The sequence below is a fragment of the Pedobacter nyackensis genome (assembly GCF_032678475.1).
Lineage (GTDB): Bacteria > Bacteroidota > Bacteroidia > Sphingobacteriales > Sphingobacteriaceae > Pedobacter > Pedobacter nyackensis_A.
Genome location: NZ_JAVTSF010000001.1, coordinates 623,991 through 641,756 on the forward strand (window position 1 = coordinate 623,991; position 17,766 = coordinate 641,756).

8 protein-coding genes are annotated in these 17,766 nt (G+C 41.7%); all 8 read right to left on the reverse strand.

Features of this window, described 5'->3' with window-relative positions; all coding sequences use genetic code 11:
* Position 1 precedes the first annotated feature (1 nt).
* The gene (locus tag R2Q84_RS02570; protein WP_316814959.1) at positions 2 to 2,473 is read right to left on the reverse strand and encodes a glycoside hydrolase family 95 protein; all 2,472 of its coding nucleotides are present in this window, start codon (positions 2,471 to 2,473) and stop codon (positions 2 to 4) included.
* A gap of 8 nt (positions 2,474 to 2,481) precedes the next feature.
* A complete protein-coding gene (locus tag R2Q84_RS02575; RefSeq protein ID WP_316814960.1) occupies positions 2,482 to 4,947 on the reverse strand; it encodes a glycoside hydrolase family 2 TIM barrel-domain containing protein in 2,466 nt (821 codons plus the stop codon).
* Positions 4,948 to 5,103: 156 nt separating this feature from the next.
* Positions 5,104 to 5,982 carry an AraC family transcriptional regulator gene (locus tag R2Q84_RS02580; protein WP_316814961.1) on the reverse strand — a complete coding sequence of 293 codons (879 nt, stop codon included), beginning with the start codon at positions 5,980 to 5,982 and terminating at the stop codon, positions 5,104 to 5,106.
* 246 nt (positions 5,983 to 6,228) lie between these two features.
* Positions 6,229 to 8,037 (reverse strand): alpha-L-fucosidase, encoded by a 1,809-nt coding sequence (locus tag R2Q84_RS02585; protein ID WP_316814962.1) that lies wholly within the window; start codon positions 8,035 to 8,037, stop codon positions 6,229 to 6,231.
* Positions 8,038 to 8,118: 81 nt separating this feature from the next.
* On the reverse strand, positions 8,119 to 10,671 hold the full coding sequence (locus R2Q84_RS02590; protein ID WP_316814963.1) for a glycosyl hydrolase family 95 catalytic domain-containing protein: 2,553 nt from the start codon (positions 10,669 to 10,671) through the stop codon (positions 8,119 to 8,121).
* Positions 10,668 to 12,719, reverse strand: a complete 2,052-nt coding sequence (locus R2Q84_RS02595) for a DUF5696 domain-containing protein (protein ID WP_316814964.1) — start codon at positions 12,717 to 12,719, stop codon at positions 10,668 to 10,670. The genes R2Q84_RS02590 and R2Q84_RS02595 overlap by 4 nt, the downstream gene beginning before the upstream one ends.
* Positions 12,720 to 12,774: 55 nt before the next feature.
* The gene (locus R2Q84_RS02600; RefSeq protein WP_316814965.1) at positions 12,775 to 14,334 is read right to left on the reverse strand and encodes a RagB/SusD family nutrient uptake outer membrane protein; all 1,560 of its coding nucleotides are present in this window, start codon (positions 14,332 to 14,334) and stop codon (positions 12,775 to 12,777) included.
* Between the two features lie 10 nt (positions 14,335 to 14,344).
* Entirely contained in the window at positions 14,345 to 17,668 is a 3,324-nt protein-coding gene (locus R2Q84_RS02605; RefSeq protein WP_316814966.1) for a TonB-dependent receptor, read from the reverse strand.
* Positions 17,669 to 17,766: the final 98 nt, after the last annotated feature.

Here is a 17,766-nt window from a genome sequence, read left to right on the forward strand (position 1 = left end):
TTCAATTCAGGTTAAAAATGTAGGTTTTTCCAGCTACCGTGTTTAGATCATAGTCTTTGGACGGTTTTATACCCACCGGATTAAGTTTAGCCAAGGGTGAAATGATTGGTGTTTTAACCTCCGGAACTTCATAAAAAGGATTGCTGTTTGTCCCTTTTACTTCCTTAAGTTTATCGGTATTAAATTTCATATCGGTATAGATGCGTAACCTGCAGTTACCACCCAGTTTTGAGGTCACTTTAAGCTGTGTGATCTCCTTGTCTTTCCATTTGATATCAACTACATATCCACCACGGGCAACAAGCCCCGTTATTTCCCCCGAAGGCCAGTTGTCTGGTAATGCAGGAAGAATATGTATTGCGCCATCATGCGATTGCAGTAACATTTCAGCAATGCCCGCGGTACAACCAAAGTTACCATCGATCTGAAATGGCGGATGTGCGTCAAACAAGTTAGGATATGTTCCTCCGCCTGTAGTGCTTACACCATCCACACGTCCTCCAACAAGTTTTAGCTGATCGGTAATCAGTTTATACGCGTGATTGCCATCCAGAAAACGGGCCCAGAAATTAACTTTCCATCCCATAGACCATCCCGTTGCCGGATCTCCCCTGTAGGTTAATGATGTTCTTGCGGCATCAAAGAGCTCAGGTGTTCTGTTGGGAGAAATCTGGTTGCCCGGATATAATCCGTATAAATGTGATACGTGACGGTGTTTGTCGTCGGTACGATCCGAATCATGCATCCATTCTTGTAACTGGCTATATTTTCCAATCTGCATTGGCACCAGTCTACCGATCGTTATTTTCAATTTTTTACGAAAATCAGCATCCAGATTTAGTATTTCAGCTGCCTTTTCAGTCTTGGTAAACAAGTCAAACAGTAACTGATTGTCCATTGTAGCACCGGCGGCAATGGAAACCCGTTTGCCGGGAACATAAGTATTTTCCGGTGAATTGGAAGGTGTAACAACCAGCCATTTATGAATAGGTTCTTCCTGCAATACATCCAAATAAAACTCACAGGCACCTTTTAAAATGGGATAATACTCCTTCAAAAACCTTTGATCACCAGTAAACATATAATGGTCCCATAAATGCTGACTTAACCAGTTTCCTCCCATAGGCCATAAACCAGCATAAGGTCTGTCGACAGGCCCCGTAATGCGCCATAAATCGGTATTGTGATGGGTTACCCATCCTTTTGCCCCGTACATTACTTTAGCGGTTTCCCGTCCCGTTACAGAAAGGTCTTTCAACATTTTGAACAGTGGATCATGCAACTCAGATAAATTGGTGACCTCCGCAGGCCAATAATTCATCTCCGTATTGATATTGATGGTGTATTTGCTATCCCATGACGGTAGCATCTTGTCGTTCCATATTCCCTGCAATGTAGGCGGCTGGTTTCCTGGCTGAGAACTGGAGATCAGCAGATATCTTCCGAACTGGAAATATAACGCGGTAAGATGCGGGTCATTACCGTTTGCAAACGCGGCGATACGTTGGTCCGTAGGTCTATTTACTGCATCTGTAACACCAATATTAAACTTAACGCGATTAAAATATTTTTGATAGGACTGAATATGCGCAGCCAGTGCCGAGGCATAGTTCTTTCTAACCGCCTGGTCTAAAAAAGAAGCTGCTTTAGCATTTGCATTAACACTCAAATCCTGGTAGTTCTTAAAGTTTGTAGCTATCGAAATGTAAAGGGTGGCCGCGTTGGCGCTTTTAATAACCCAGCTATTGTTTTCCAGCGATGCTTTTCCGCCATCAGCAATAGCGATAACCTGTGATTCGAATTTAATTTGTCCCTTTTCACCTTCATGGTCTGAAGTAATTCCGGAATATATCAATTTACCATTCTGAGTACTTAATGCCCCTTTTTGCGGTGAATCCATTCCTACCGTAAATGATATTTTCCCAGGTTTACTCGCTGTTAAACGCACAATCAATACCTGATCTGAAAAAGAGGAAAAGATTTCTCTTTTGTAGCTTACTCCATCCAAATCATAAGTAACTGTGGCTACAGCTTTTTCAATATTTAAGTCACGATAATAATTAACTGCTTTTTCATGTCCTTGAAATTTAAGGAAGAGGTTTCCAACGGGTTGATAGATCATTCCACTGTTCTTTTTAGGGAACATATCCACATCGGCAATTGCCTGTGCTTCTTCGAACTTCCCTTCAAAAATCAGTTTCCTTAATTTAGGGATCGCAGCTCCAGATTCGGAGGTAATGTTACTATTTGGACCACCAGACCAGACCGTTTCTTCATTTAACTGCAATTGCTCTTTAGCTGGATCACCGAAAACCATCGCCCCCAAACGGCCGTTACCAATAGGCAGCGCTTCGTTCCAGTTGGCGGCAGGAGTATTATACCATAGCTTTAATGTACCATCCAGTTTTTTCTGTCCAAATACATACGAGCTACAGGTTAAAAGTAAGGTTACTAATAGCGTTCTGATGGTCATGGTTACCTTTAATTAATTGTTAGAAAACTTACCGGCAAGCCCTCAGCTTTTACACTTGCTACATTCTTTCCTTTATTCAGTTTTACGCTAATCACTGCTCTTCCATTGTACAGCTGCACCTTTCTTGAGCCATCAGATGTACCCTGATCATCAATCAGTTTACCATCGCCTGTTAATCCAAAAGTTACATAGTCCCGTGCATCAAGGCACAATATATTGTTCCCATCAACCATTTTCACTTCCAATACAGCGACATCATTGTTTTCAGAAATCTTTTCGAATACTAATCTGGCTGGTTTAGTCCATTTTGCCGTTTGATATTGCTGTGTAATTTCATCGGTAATTTCTTTTCCATCTTTAGTTTTAGCAACCACCTTGATTTTATTCTCCCCTTCTGCATATTTAACCATCCAGCGTAAACCTGCAGCAGGATAACTCTGGCTATTCCTTTTCTTTTTTCCCATGCTTTTACCATTCAGGAAAAGCTCTGCCTCCGTGCAGTTGGAGTAAACCTTAATCATTTTCTGTTCATTGGCATCACCCCATCTAACCGGCCAGGAGTGCCCGTAAATATGAACCATAGGCGCTGCTGTCCAATACGACTGAAAAACATAAAAGGCCTCTTTCTTCTTGAAATCACGCTCGATTACTCCTTTTTGGTTCATATATGGAACAGGATTATCTGGACGGACCGGGGTTGAAAAATCTTTAAAAGGCCAATAGGCCGTACCGCTTAACCAGGGCATATTTTCCTGCTCTTTTAAATGCCAGTCAATTAAGTTGACAATATAACTTTCACTCCAGTCTCCATCCTTCGAAACTCTGGCACTTCCTCCAAATAAAGACGCATCACCATCTCTTTCATCTGCACCAACACCTGTCTGCACCAAACTCAAAGCCTTATCCGGACTCTCTGAATGACGGCCTGCATGGCTATCACCTCCCCACTCCACATGTAGAAAATGGTCTACCCGCTCAAATTCTTTTTTAGATGCTTCCTTGTACTCCGTATAGATACCACGGTACCAACCTGCCCAAATGGACGGAGAATAAACATCAACGATATCTTTACAAAAATCACATCTTCTGATCGCTGTTTTTCTGGTCGGATCTAACTGATGCGACAGGTCATTCAGCTCTTTCATAAATGTTCTGATCTTTTGTTCGTCGAACACATTGAAATCGCCCGGCCAGTCATTCTCATTTCCTAATCCCCAAATGATGATGGACGCATGGTTATAATGTTGCTCAATCATATTTGTGAGCATTCTTCTTGCCTGCTCCTTATAAATGTCGCCTCCGAGTCCACCACGGCACCATGGTATTTCTTCCCAAACCAATATTCCCAGGCTATCACATAGATCCAGAACAATTCTTGACTGCTGATAATGCCCAAGGCGAATAAAGTTAACGCCCATTTCTTTCATCATCTTCATCTCCTGCACAATCATTTCTTCGGTCATTGCCGCAGCTACACCCGCATGATCTTCGTGACGATGTGTCCCTCTTAACAATAAACGTTTACCGTTAAGCATAAAAGGGCCTTTTTTAACAAACTCAAAACTCCTGAACCCTACTTTTTCCTCCAGTACATGGATATCTCCTTTTACAGTGACGCTGGTTTCTACCGTATAAAGATTTGGCGTTTCGGGCGACCATAGTTTTGGATTCTTAAGGCTGGTTTCCCAAAGGCGTTTATCGCCATTAAATGCTTTTAATTGATTTTCCCAGATACCAACTACCTTTCCATCGGGATCTTTAACCGTCACTTTAAGGGAAACAGTATCAACTTGTGTTGGATTCAACAATCTTGTAGAAATACTCAACTTTCCTAAGGCTCCTTTGCTATCCACACTGGCCAGTGCAAATATTTTATCTATGGCTACTTTAGGGGTATACACCAAGTTAAGATAACGGTATAATCCCCCATATAAATTAAAGTCTGATAAGTCAGATGGAATCATTTCCAGATCACGTGAATTGTCACATCTGATCTGCAGGGGGACCTTACCTTTGAATTGTTTTTGATAAACTTCAGTTTTCTTAAATTCATTTACCACATCCGTAATGTCTACCGTCCACTCATCATACCCACCAACATGCTCTGCTACTTTTTTATCGTATACATATACCTGGGTTTTCTGTCCCGCACCTTCAAAATGTAAAAGCGTCCTACCATTGTTATATGGATTGTTAACCTCAATTTGTGTACGGTACCAACCTGGTCCCTGGTAATAATTCACATCAGGATCTACAGCATCCAGCGCATTGAAGCAATGTGGTAGCTTAACATCCTGCCACAATGGAACACTTTCCGGATTACCGTCCTTAACCGGTCTTATCGCTTCCCAGACCCCACCCAAATCGCCTTTTAAGTACGACCAGTCATTGATTAATCTCTGTTTATGTTGCGCAATTGTGTACTGACTGCAGATGAGCAATCCTAAAAATAATACCAGCTTCGTTCTCTTCACTTCTTGATAATGTAACTTAAAATATACTTGGTTAGACGCTCATTTTAATATTGCTAAATTGCCAATTCACATTTGGTTTTTACTTTCCCCAATTACCTTATTCATCAGTTATATTGGCAAATAAAACCCCATTTATTGTCAAAAAAAGCATGTTATTTAAGCACAGGCGCTCACAAATTCTTTCTGATAACAGAGCGGACTTTTACCCGTTATTTTCTTGAAACATTTATGGAAACTCGCGAAGTTGTTGAAGCCGCTGTTATAGCAAACCTGTTTAAGATTTAAGCTGTGCTCTATTAACAACTTACAGGCCTGCCCTACTTTTACTTCTATTAAAAACTGGGAATATGTTTTACGTGTACGTGATTTGAAATAACGGCAGAAAGAATTTGGACTGATCCTCGCCACTTCGGCGATCTCTTCCAGATAAATTTTGTTTTTGAAGTTGGCGTAAGTATAGTCGTAAATATCATTAATCCTATCCTTCTCTACCATTTCCAGATCGTAATGGAAACCCACAGATGAGAGTACTTCAAGCTGACTTGATTTGGCAATCTCCACTAAAGCCTGCATCAGAATAATGATTCTCTCCGTTCCTTCGGCCTTCAGCATTTTAGTAATTAAAGCACCTACCTGTGCTTTATTTTTACCGGTTACCTTTACACCTCTTTTTGCCTTTTCTAAAATATCTTTCAGCTGTTTGTTTTCAGGCAGGTTCAAAAAGCAATCACCAAAAAGGTTTTCGCTGAAATGTGCAACCCTGATATCGGCTGATGCGGGTTTTGTATCTGTTGTAAAATAGGCTTCATCAAACCTCCAGTAGTGAGGTAAATTAGCGCCTAACAATACAATATCTCCTGATTTAAAACGCTTAATACTATCTCCTATAAACTGGGTACCATCGCCCTGATTAAAATAGATCAATTCAATCTCCTGGTGATAATGCCATTTACTATTAATAGAAGGCTCCAGGTCTTGTCTAACACTAAAAGATTGTGCAGGTTCCATTGATACTTTAAGTAATTGTGCTTTCATGGTCATTATATTTAGTTAGGTGAAATCTTGCTTAAAATATAACTGACCGGTAAGAATAAGTTTGTTCATGGCTCATCTAGCTTTACAGGTCCAGGACAAAAAATGTCCTGTATGCATTATATTTGGTAAGGCTAAAGTAGCTTTGAATGAAACAAGAGATGGGGTAAAATCTTAAAAGAAAAGGGTGAAATTCTTAAATTTCACCCTTTAAAGGTACTTTTTAATAGAAAATTGATTTTACTCCATTTATTTTACGGGTTCCAGCAAAATTGACTTTAGCTTAAACAGCTCCTTCCCATTTTGTACCGGATGAATAGAAATGGTATACAGCCCCCCTTTCGAAAATGTTGTAGTAGCCACCGTGTGATTGATAAATGGTAATGGTGCTTTTTTATCAAATTCGGAGGTACGGAGAGAACGGAACAAAAACTCCTGTCCGTTAACTTTCATACTACCTTCTTGTTTTGCACTTTCCGGTGAACAGGAGTATTGGAGTGTGACTTTATAGTCACCTGGTTCAATGATATGAATATTAAAGTCTGCCTGATCGGCAATGTCTTTCATATCTGTTACACAGGTCGTATGTTTCCAGTCGCCATAATAGTGACTATAAGTAAGACTCTGAATCTTACTATTGCCCTTTGTCTTTGCAAAAACAGCCTCAACGTCGTTTACCTTAAACTGTTTAGACACTGTAACAGGAACATTCAAATCATAATCTGCGATTTTCCCTGAATACTCCACAACAAACACCGTATTTGCAGCATCGATACTAAAGTTGGGTAAATCAATCCAGATATCATTTCCTTCACGTTTCCAGTTCAGTTGTTTTTGATCTGCTAAACTGGAAACCCTGGTTACCTTACCTTTAAAATCCGGGATGAGTAGTTTGCCATTCGCAGGTCTGTTCAATACATGAAGGTATTGTTTACCAGGTTTTGAAGTACTTACGCCCCAGGGTTGTGCGGGAATAAGGCCATAGCTAGAAGCATAAATACTCTCTCCGTTTTTTTGCAGCCATTTTCCTGTTTCACGTAAGAATTTAGCTGAATACTCGGGAATATTTCCTTCACCGTCTGGTCCGACGTTCAGCATAAGGTTTCCTCCTTTTGATGCCACATTTGCCAACAACCTGATGATTTCGTCCGGCGTTTTGAAATTCATATCGTGTTTGATGTAGCCCCAGGAGTCATTGTGCGTATAAATGGATTCCCATGGGCCTTTAATTGGAGTTGAAGGAACTTCCGAATCACCAAAATCCCTGTAATCTCCCAAACCGTGGCCCACCCTGCTGCTAAACAAACTTTTCGGTTGCAAAACCCGCAGATCATCAACAAACGCCTGGGTTTGCTCTTTTGTCATTCCCCCTGGCGTATCGAACCATACGATACCTAAGGGACCGTAATTTGTTAAAAGTTCCTTTAATTGTGGAATAGCCTTTTCCCGATAGTATTTCTGGTAATCCTTTTTTGACTCATCAAAATCCCAGGTATTCTTGCCACCATCAGGTTCATACCAATCCTGGAACTGAGAGTAATAGAAGCCAAACTGAATTCCTTGTTTTGCGTTCGCAGCGGCAAGCGCTTTCATTGGATCCTTTTTGTATGGTGTAGCATCTACAATGTCGAAGTCTGTTACTTTAGAATCATACATTGAAAAACCTTCGTGATGTTTTGCTGTAATAACCATGTATTTGATACCGGCATCCTTAGCCAGCCCGGCCCACTCGTCAGCATTAAATTTTACAGGATTGAAACCCTCTGCTACCTTCCTGTAGTCTTTAACAGAGATTCTCGCCTGGTTCATAATCCATTCACCACTACCGTAGTACCGTTTTCCGTTCCATTCTCCCGCTAGTTTCGCATATAATCCCCAATGGATAAACATACCAAATTTGGCGTCTTTGAACCATTGTATATTTGGATGTTGTTTTCCTGAAGCTTTATCTTCCCACATTTCGTCCATAGTTTGCGCATAAACCGGAAAGGTTAATACGCAAAACAAAGCAGGTGTAAGAAAACTGTAGATACGGTGTTTCAAAGTTCTTCTATTCATTCTTTTATTCGATTTCAATTATTTTATATCGGATGACGGTTAAGTTATGGTCTTTAGTTTCTCTTAATCCTTAACAAGAGATCAATTTACGGATTGTTTAAACTGATCAGGTGTTTTACCATTAGCAACAAGAACCAAATGATCTTCTTTTTGAGTATCCAGAACGATCAGGTCATTCTTTTTGTTCTGCTCACGTTTTCCGTTTCTGTAAATTACCACCGTCTTTCCCGGCCATGGATTTCTTATCCTAAGCGTTGTTCCCGACTGAGAACGCAGCTCTACAAATTCGACCTGCCCTTTTTTAATAGAAGAGGTAACCAGGAAATTACCTCGGGAAAGCATCGTGTATTTTGCATCCCAGTCAGCAGGAAATGCCGGAAAAACACGCATAATCAGATCGCCACCGGGACTTGCCGGGGCAGTTTGATTGAGGCCCAGCTGTAGCGCATCGGCCGCCCGTCCTAAACGCTGAATGTTTGTCGTATAAAACCCTTCGCTCACATCCATCCTGTTAGCCATCACTTCATGTGCCGGATCTCGTCTGATCTGGTTTGGCACCAAATATTTCAACGCATCCTTACGGCCTAACATTGCACCTGCCGCCGGGAGTTTGGACAGTACATATGGATATACACTTTTATTAATTCCATCTGGAAAATACCCATCATAAGTATTTTGTGCAATTTTTAGCATACCGGGGTCTGATTCCAGGTTGCAGAGATCAAAAAACCATACTGGCATTGTATTGCCATCAGGTTTACGTTGCCCGTTCCCTTTTATCAAGGGTGGTAAAGCGCCTACCCAGAATTCCTTTTGTCCGGCTATATCAGGGTAATTTTTATTGGTGGAAAAGGGGGAAAGGTTGTCTAAAAACTCCTTCCAAACCGGCCGCATATCTTCATCCAGTCCAAGTATTTCAGATGCTTTGATCAGGGTCGGGAATATACCTTTCATGGAAGCAATTTCCTCCACCGTATTATGCCCCCCCCAAATCGACTCATTATCATTTACATGATAAATATGATATTTACCGTCCTTCTCCTTTTTTACATTGGGAAAATTACGATAAAACTCAGCCATTCCTTTCAACATCGGATAAGCCCGTTCTTTTAACCAATTGAGATCCTGGGTATATTCATATTGTTGCCAATACTGGTAAGCAATTTTCGCGCCCCTGGAGAAAATATGGTTCACCGGACTATAGGCTCCTTCTCCTCTATTCGCCACAGGCCATCTTCCTGCAACCCATGTAGTATCCTTTCGCCAGTTCCAGCGACTCAGAAAAGGTTGTTTGGTTTCGGCATAATCAATAAATTCCTGAGTCCGTTCCGCCCATGGTTTTTGCTTCAGGTAGAGCTTACGCATTTCAGCAGCAATATCTTCAGGAAGCGACGCGACACCATCAAAACTTACGGTTTCCGGTATATAAATACCTTTACTTCCCCATTGCTGTGCCGCACTTTTCTCAAAACTTGAATAGGCGTTGGTGTAAAGTTTAAACATCGGATTCATCAGTTCCAGGTGATTGGTTGGAAACAAAGCATTATAGAGACAGCTTTGATTGGCTCCCCAGAAAGCTCCGCCCCACTTACGCAAGTCGCCCCCGGTTGTCCATAACATCCCGTTAAACTTAGTTGGAAAATCTCCTCTTGAGCTAGCTGCCATCACATACAGGTAATATGTATAATTCTGCTCAACGAAATTAGCTTCGCCATCCGGACTATTAAGACTGACAAAGGACTTGGACCAAAAATCAGTCCACCATTGTTTATTAGAGGCATGTAAACCATCAAATCCCAGCTTTTTCGCATCCTCCAGCTTTTTGATTGCTTCAGCTGTCAAATCCGTTGAAGGATCAAAACTGGCCGCACTGGCAATATAAACTGTAAAATCCTTTTGTCCTGAGGTAGACAGCAACCTGACAGTAGTTTCATTAGCTATTTCGGTGGTAACCGGGATTCCTTCAATCCCCATAACCACCGCTGAAGCACAATAGTAATTATCTTCCTTAAATACCTGCGTCAATACAATATACCGTCCCTGAATACTGATTTTCGAAACCGCACTGTGGTTCCCGCGATTGGTAACCGGCATTCTGAGCATTCTGAGAGTAGCCATAAATGAAGCACTGGCCTCTCTTTTATCACTGATGTTCACCGCCATTACATCTTCCTTGTTCCAGGCCAGGGCTTTGGTCTGTATACCTTTTCCGTTTGCCGTGGCAAGCCCCTCATAGCAGGATAAATGCTGCTTAAAATCAGGTTTATTGAAAACGGAAGTACCAAAATCAAGGTCAGCGAAAGCGGTTCCGCCACAATATTCTGTATTGCGTTGAAAAAAGTTATTGGTTGCAGAATTTGAACTGAAAACATCAACTCTGTTTACCTGCATTTTTAACTGCGCGGGCGTTGTCCAGAAAAGACTTCCCATAGTACCATTACCTACCGGAATTCCGGCCTCGCTTTTATTTACAGGCTCCGTATAATCCAGATCTGCTCTTGACACCAGGCTTTTATAATCGACCTTTAATAGCGAAGAAATCTGATTGTTTGACGCCACACTGGGCGACTGGCCCTGCACCGACATATTTGCAAGCAGGCTGCAAATTCCTGTTATTAATATTTTTCTGATCATTTCGTTTGTAATTCAGGTGATATATCTACAGTGTTTTTATCCCAGTCTACCGTAACAGTAGTTCCATCAGAAAAAGTACTGCGTTCTTTCCTATAGTTTTTGTCTAAAAATTCGTGATTCGTCATTTCCAGCAGCGCTACCCGTTTGCTCATTTCGGTCATGCGATCAATCAGCTTTATCGTTTTTTCCTCTATTCCCTTGTTGAAGGAAACCTGGGGAGTTCCACCGTACAATAGCCCACGCAAATCATCCGGATGGTAAGGTGTGAGAATTGCGTCATGATAAATCAGGTCCCAAAGCGGCAGGGTAATCCCATTTTTTGCGCTTAATGGTGAAGAAAAATCTACATAAGGAATAGTCCAGTCGCAGGCCGTTTCCGTTCCCACAAAGCCAAGGTTATTTCTCGACCAGTTGTAACACTTTATCCTGTCGTTCAAACCATCGGTTCGGGTTGACGGATGTTGAGGATTAAAATCCTCATCGGGAGGCACATAACCAAACACATCAAGATAGTTGCCCTGTGGATAAATATCGTGTTTAAACAACCACTGATAGTTCTTATTTAAATGTCCTGTCATAAACCGGCCGCTCAGATAAGCCATTTTCCCTCCATCCCAGTAATCCATAAAAGGGATTTTACCTTCTTTGCTATCGCCAAACCGCGTACCGGGAAACACATTTGGTTTACTACGTTCATCTTCAGCATGAATAGCAAACTGTTTATTATAGGACGGCGCATCCAGGTAGTAATCACGATACTGATCGTGCAGACTAAACAAGTACCCCAATTCTTTACATGTTTCAGCAAGCCTTTTCATTCCTTCCCACCCACCGGCAGTGGGCGCCGGGGGCATGGCATCAGGATGTTGCCTGTCGTAACCTAAATTTGGCCATCCGGTAAGCACGACACAAAGACTTTTCAGCCCCATCGCTTTATACTTACGAAATTCTTCAGCACGCTGGTCAAAAGTCACCATCTTATACCTTGTTGTTGAATCTCTCTTCCACCTCGCCCCTTCCGGTAGATAATTAGTCAGAATACTCGAGCGGATAATGGGGGTACCAATCAGTTCTTTAACGATTGGCTTCCTTGCAATTTTATCCTTCAGTGATACAAAAAGGCCGGTATTGATGACGTAACTACGATATCGCTTAGCCATATCTACGTAGTTTCCCTCCTGAAAAAAACACATTCTTGCTGTCCTCGGATAACCTAGTTTACCTAACTGCGGTCTCCAGCGTGGCCCGATTACAGTTGGGCCACCGGCAGGATGGTTAAATTGGTAAGCTGCATCATTAGGTGTTTCAACAATAACCATCATGGCTGATTTACCTTTCTGGAAGCCCCACCACGACATACACCAATCTTCAATTACATTGCTTTGCAATTCACTTCTGTCACTTTTTGTAATTGTGCCGTCCGGGTCAGAAGTCCGGATAGGATGATAAGCTTTTGGCCAGTTTCGAGGTAGCAAAACGCCTCTTACATTACTGAGCAGCGTACAATCTATCTTTCCGGCGTCAAGCGCTGTCGGCCAGTTTAATTCTCTGACCACAGCATTATGTTCTTCTGCAGCGATATCGAATACTAAATCTTCTTCATCACCTTCCAGACAAATAGTCAAATACAATTTAAGGTCAATACCCGGCCAGCCCTGAAGCGTAAGTTGTACCCCGGTTTTATAACCGGTATCGTAAAAGCTAATCTGTTTATTTTTTGCATCAGACAGCCTAATTTTATGTGTCTTACCCTGAACTTTAACCTCCATGTCGTTCGCAGCAGAAGGTACCATCGACCAGTTTTCCTTGCCAGCCTTAACAGCTAGCTGGAGATCAGCCTCCTTTAGTTCCACCTGCTGTTTTTTGCCATTGATCAGCCATTGTCCATTGGCTTGCGTTACTTTGATTTCTGTTGCTCCCCAATCGGCCCTCGACAATTTTTGCCCGGAACCATTTGTTTGCGCAATCACTCCGGTTCCTGATCCTAAAACCAGAAAACACGATAAGAAATAGAAATAAATTCCAGGAATTATTGGACGTACTTTCATAATTAATCTTTTTGAGTTAATGATTATTCCGTTCAGCTTGATATTTTAAGTATCCTTACCTATAGGCCGGATTCTGGAAATCAATTCCCATTTTATCTACTTCTGACTGTGGAACTGGCCAGAAATAATGTTTATCCTCAAATACTCGGGTTACATTACCCGGATCTTTAAAGCCGTTCATTACTGCTTTCGCGATTTTCCATCTCTTGATATCGAAGTATCTTAAGCCTTCAAATGCCAGTTCTACCCTACGCTCGTTCCGTACCAGATCACGTGTCAGTTCCACTTTTGCCGGCATATTAATGCCGGGTCTCGCCCGTACATCGTTCAACGCTTTTAATGCGGTAGCATCTGTGGTTGTTCCCCCGCCGATCTCTGTCATCGCTTCAGCATACATGAGTAAAACATCCGCAAAGCGAAGTTTAACCATCGCCTGTTCACTTCCTGTTGGCCCCGAGTTACCGTCCTCCACATTGATATTGATGTATTTACGAACGCCGAGATTATTTACTGAAGGTGATTCTGCCTTACCTTTATCCACATTATTAAAACCGATAGTTTTGTTATATGCCCATGTTGCGCCTGGCGTATAAATAGTCAGTTTTAAACGGGGATCCCTGTTCTGGTAAAAGTCGTTCCGCATTCTGTTATTCGGATCGTAAGAAGACGGAACAATCGGCGCAACGGGCTTTGTACCATCGCTCATTTCATATGCATCGGCAAGACTGTGCAAAGGCACCATTGCGAACCGTGAACCATAAAGCAAGTCCATATTGTGTGTCGCATTAGGGCTTAGTGCTTTGATTGAAAAGATGATCTCCGGATTATTGGCCTGGGCACCGTAAAATATACCCTGATAACTATTGGCGATAGAGAATTTTTTCTCATCAATCACCAGCTTCGCTGCCGCTGCAGCCTCCGGCCACATCTCATTATACAAACATATACGGGCTTTTAAAGCTAATGCAGATCCTCTTACAGGATGTCCGTTTGTATATGCGGTATTCGGGAGTCCCGTGCTGGCCAGGTCCAGGTCTTTAATGATTTTAGCGACTACTTCAGCCCTTGGCGATTTTTTAATTTTGAATACATCGGGCCCAAAACCTAATTCCTCTGTTACCAGGGGCACATCACCGTACACCATAGTTAGCTCGTTATAAAAGAATGCCCTCAGGAAGTAAGCTTCCCCCAACATCAGGTTCTTCTCCGTCACGCTTAATCCTGGTACCCGGTCAACATTTCCTAAAAACCAGTTGCAACGGGCAATTCCCCGGTAAGCATCCACCCACATGCGCGATTGTATTCCGCCTGTTGCGGAAGTAAGCACTCCTCTCGAAATATCGGTATAGTTATCCAGTGTGGAATTACTATAGGCATTATCTGTAAGACTTTCAAACTGCATGGAAGAGAAAGAACTGGCATCGATAGCAAATGCAGGTGTACGCAAAGTACTGTAGCAACCTGCAAGCGCCAGTTCAGCATCTTTTTTTGATGTCCAGAATACCTCATTCGTTAATTTATCTGTGGGCTGTTTGTCAAGAAAATCACTTTTACAACCCATAAAACCCATTACCGAAACTATCAGTAGTGTATATTTTATATATTTTACTTTCATCGTCCTAAGTTTAAAATGTTGTTTTAATTCCGAAGGTATATACATTGGCCTGCGGATAAATAGCAAAACGGCCGCTGGTATTGTCCAGGATTACGCGTTCCGGATCTCCGACAAAATCACTGATGGTAAACAGGTTATCACCAGAAAAATAAAGTCTTAGGTTCTGCATACCAATCTTCTTTATAAAGTCGTTTTTAAACGTATAGCCTACCACCAGGTTTTTAAGTCTCAGATAAGAAGCGTCCTGAAGCCAAAATGAGGAAGCAGTAGTAATTGGCGCATAAGTATCTACATACATACCCGGTAATTTATTGGTAGGATTCTCAGGCGTCCAGCGATCACGCCAAAATGTTGGTGGTGGCGACCATTGTCTAAATGCCCCATACCCCCAATCAGTGGTGTATACTTTTCTTCCGGCTACTCCCAGAAAAAATGCGGACAAGTCGAACCCTTTGTATTCCAGCCCCAGGTTAAAACCATAATTGAAATCGGGATGCTGTCCATCAACAACTATCCTGTCAAAAGGATCAATCTTCCCGTCCGGCACACCATTAGGCCCGCTATGGTCCGCAAACATTAAATCGCCCGGCTTTGGACTATTCTGATGTTTTGGCGCAGCATTGATCTGATCCTGATTTTGGAAAACACCTATCCAGTCGAGCATATACCAGGAGTTCCATGGCAGCCCTTCACGACGGATTTTATTACCCTGGATCTCTTCAGGGCCAAATTTGGTTACTGTATTTTTGTACGTATAAAAGTTAGCACCGATCTCGTAACCAACCTGTCCTATTTTGTTTTTATGGGAGATGATGAATTCAAATCCGGTATTTTTCATCGCTCCGGAATTAACCGTCGGTGCGCCCATTCCTACAAAATCAGGGAGTTGTGCAACGCGTAAAATATCTTTTGTCTTCTTATTGAAATAATCAAAAGTACCGGTCAGCTTACCTTTAAAGAAATCAAAATCAAGACCTACACCTGCTGCAGTAGTTGTTTCCCAGGTAATATTAGGGTCTGATAAGTTTTGCGATACGACACCAGTATTAAGAATATCATAAACATAGTTACCATAATCCAAAAGGTTCTGATAAGGATAATTGGCAATATTCTGATTACCCAACTGTCCCCATGAACCGCGTAGTTTAATATTACTGATCCATTCCGAATCTTTTAAAAATGCTTCCTGAGAAATTCTCCATCCGGCCGACAATGCAGGGAACATTCCCCAGCGTTTACCTGCTCTAAATCTTGAAGATCCATCATAACGTACTGTTGCTTCGAACAGATAACGTTCGTCGAAAGCATAGTTAACCCTGCCAAATACAGATTGTAATGCCCACTGGTAAGCATAACCATTTGCAGTCTGGGCATCATTTCCTCCAGCATTAAGATCTGGCAGGTTTGGTGATGGAAAATCTCTTCTGAAGCCGGCCTGCTGTTCATAATTAAAGTTTTCCTGGTTGTACCCGCCTACTGCTGTAAAATGATGTTTTTCGTTAAAAGTCTCATCATAGCTTAAGGTAGCATAAGCTGTATAGTTGACTGATTCCTGCTGCGTTTTACGCAATGTTATAAAATTACCTAGATAATTTTGCTGTGGTTTATATACTCCCTGGTTATCAGGCTGAAATAAGAACGTAGGCAACGGGATACGCTGTGCCGTTTGTCTGTCAGTATTGTAACGAACAGCACCTCTGATTTCGCCAACCAGCCCTTTCGCAAGGTTTAAATTCAGATAACTGATGCCCGAAATACCATATTCCTTGTTCAGGTCTTTACTGGTTTGCATTACTGCGTAAGCATTTTGATTGGTCGTTTCAAAATCGTACGCCTTGCTTACCACCCTTCCACTACCATCAGGTAAATAAGGGCTCCATAAAGGATGCTGCGCATAAATACTTAATACCAGGTTTTCAGCATTGTCCACCGGATCTCTTCTATCGCCTTGCATGAAGTTAATGTTACTACCAAAAGTCACGATCTTGTTCATTTTGGTTTTAAAATTCAAAGAGGCATTGTATTTCTTGTAACCGGTATTGATGAGAATACCTTTTTGATCCAGATAGCCCAACCCAAAATTGTAGGTAGTTTTACCTTCGCCGCCATTTACACTTAAAAAATGTTGTTGCATACTGGCGTTTTTAAACATCAGGTCTGTCCAGTTGGTATTCGGAAACTGTGCTGAACCGTTACCATTTCTGTAGGCGTCGATTTGTTCCTGACTATATCGCTTTGCTATGTTTTGACCGGTTCTGTTAATGCCCTCATTACTAAGTTCCATGAACTCTGCGGAGTTCCAGATCAGATCAGGTACACCGGCTGGTTTTTGTATTCCATAATTATACGAATACTCAATGTTCATTCGCCCCTGTGTACCCATTTTTGTGGTAACCAAAATAACGCCATTGGCACCCTGAACCCCATAAATAGCAGCAGATGCAGCATCTTTCAATACCGAAATATTTTCTATCATATTCGGATTGATATTGCTCAGGGAACCAGGAACTCCATCAATGAGTACAAGCGGATTGTTACCCGTTGCACCAAAAGTTCCAACCCCATGAATTTGTATAGATGGATTTTCAAGTCCTGGTTGTGCTGAATTCTGAATAATCTGCAAGCCTGGTACTTTTCCCTGCAATAATACAGAGGCATTTGGTGCGGGCCTTTTAATCAACTCCTGTGCAGCAACAGTAGAAACAGAACCGGTAAGGTTCACTTTTTTCTGTGTTCCGTAGCCCACTACCACGACTTCAGTCAAACTTGCATTTTCTTCTTTCAGCACAACATTAATGTTGGTTTTACCTTCACTTGCAACCTCCTGAATCGTGTAACCTATATAGCTAAAAATAAGCACTGCATTGTTTTCAGTAACTGTAAGTGAGTAATTTCCACTCTGATCGGTTACAGTCCCGGTTTTGCTTCCCTTGACTTTTATACTTACGCCTGGCAAAGCACCACCTTTCTCATCCGTTACCTTCCCTTTTATTACGGTTTGCTGAACAGTAAGAGGTATTCCCTGTGGACCATTTTGTTTTACCTGCTCTCTGATGATCACAGTTTTGTCTTTCAGGACATAGGTAAAAGGCTGGTTTTCAAAGCATCTGTTCAAAACCTTTTCAATGGTTTCATTGGCGACAGAGATGTCTATCTTTTTTGCCTTTTTTATATCTTCCAGGTCAAAGAAAAAATCATACCCGCTTTGTTTTCTTATTTCTTTGAACAGTTGTTCAAGTGTCGCATTTTTTTGCGTTAGCGTAATTCTCTGGGCCTTCGATGCCTGAGCGATCTGCAAAAAAGCCGTGATTAATAAAATTGATGTAAATTTCATTATCAACAGGATTTTATGTACATAGCCGGGTGGCTTACATACAGATTGTTTGTAAAAGTTCATACATTTGATAAGTTGGGTTAAACGAAAAATTAACT

What these genes read in the sequence shown, in the direction of transcription:
- R2Q84_RS02570 (WP_316814959.1), bottom strand. Translation starts at nt 2,473, where the DNA reads ATGACCATCAGAACGCTATTAGTAACCTTACTTTTAACCTGTAGCTCG.
- R2Q84_RS02580 (WP_316814961.1), bottom strand. Translation starts at nt 5,982, where the DNA reads ATGAAAGCACAATTACTTAAAGTATCAATGGAACCTGCACAATCTTTT.
- R2Q84_RS02585 (WP_316814962.1), bottom strand. Translation starts at nt 8,037, where the DNA reads ATGAATAGAAGAACTTTGAAACACCGTATCTACAGTTTTCTTACACCT.
- R2Q84_RS02590 (WP_316814963.1), bottom strand. Translation starts at nt 10,671, where the DNA reads ATGATCAGAAAAATATTAATAACAGGAATTTGCAGCCTGCTTGCAAAT.
- R2Q84_RS02595 (WP_316814964.1), bottom strand. Translation starts at nt 12,719, where the DNA reads ATGAAAGTACGTCCAATAATTCCTGGAATTTATTTCTATTTCTTATCG.
- R2Q84_RS02600 (WP_316814965.1), bottom strand. Translation starts at nt 14,334, where the DNA reads ATGAAAGTAAAATATATAAAATATACACTACTGATAGTTTCGGTAATG.
- R2Q84_RS02605 (WP_316814966.1), bottom strand. Translation starts at nt 17,668, where the DNA reads ATGAAATTTACATCAATTTTATTAATCACGGCTTTTTTGCAGATCGCT.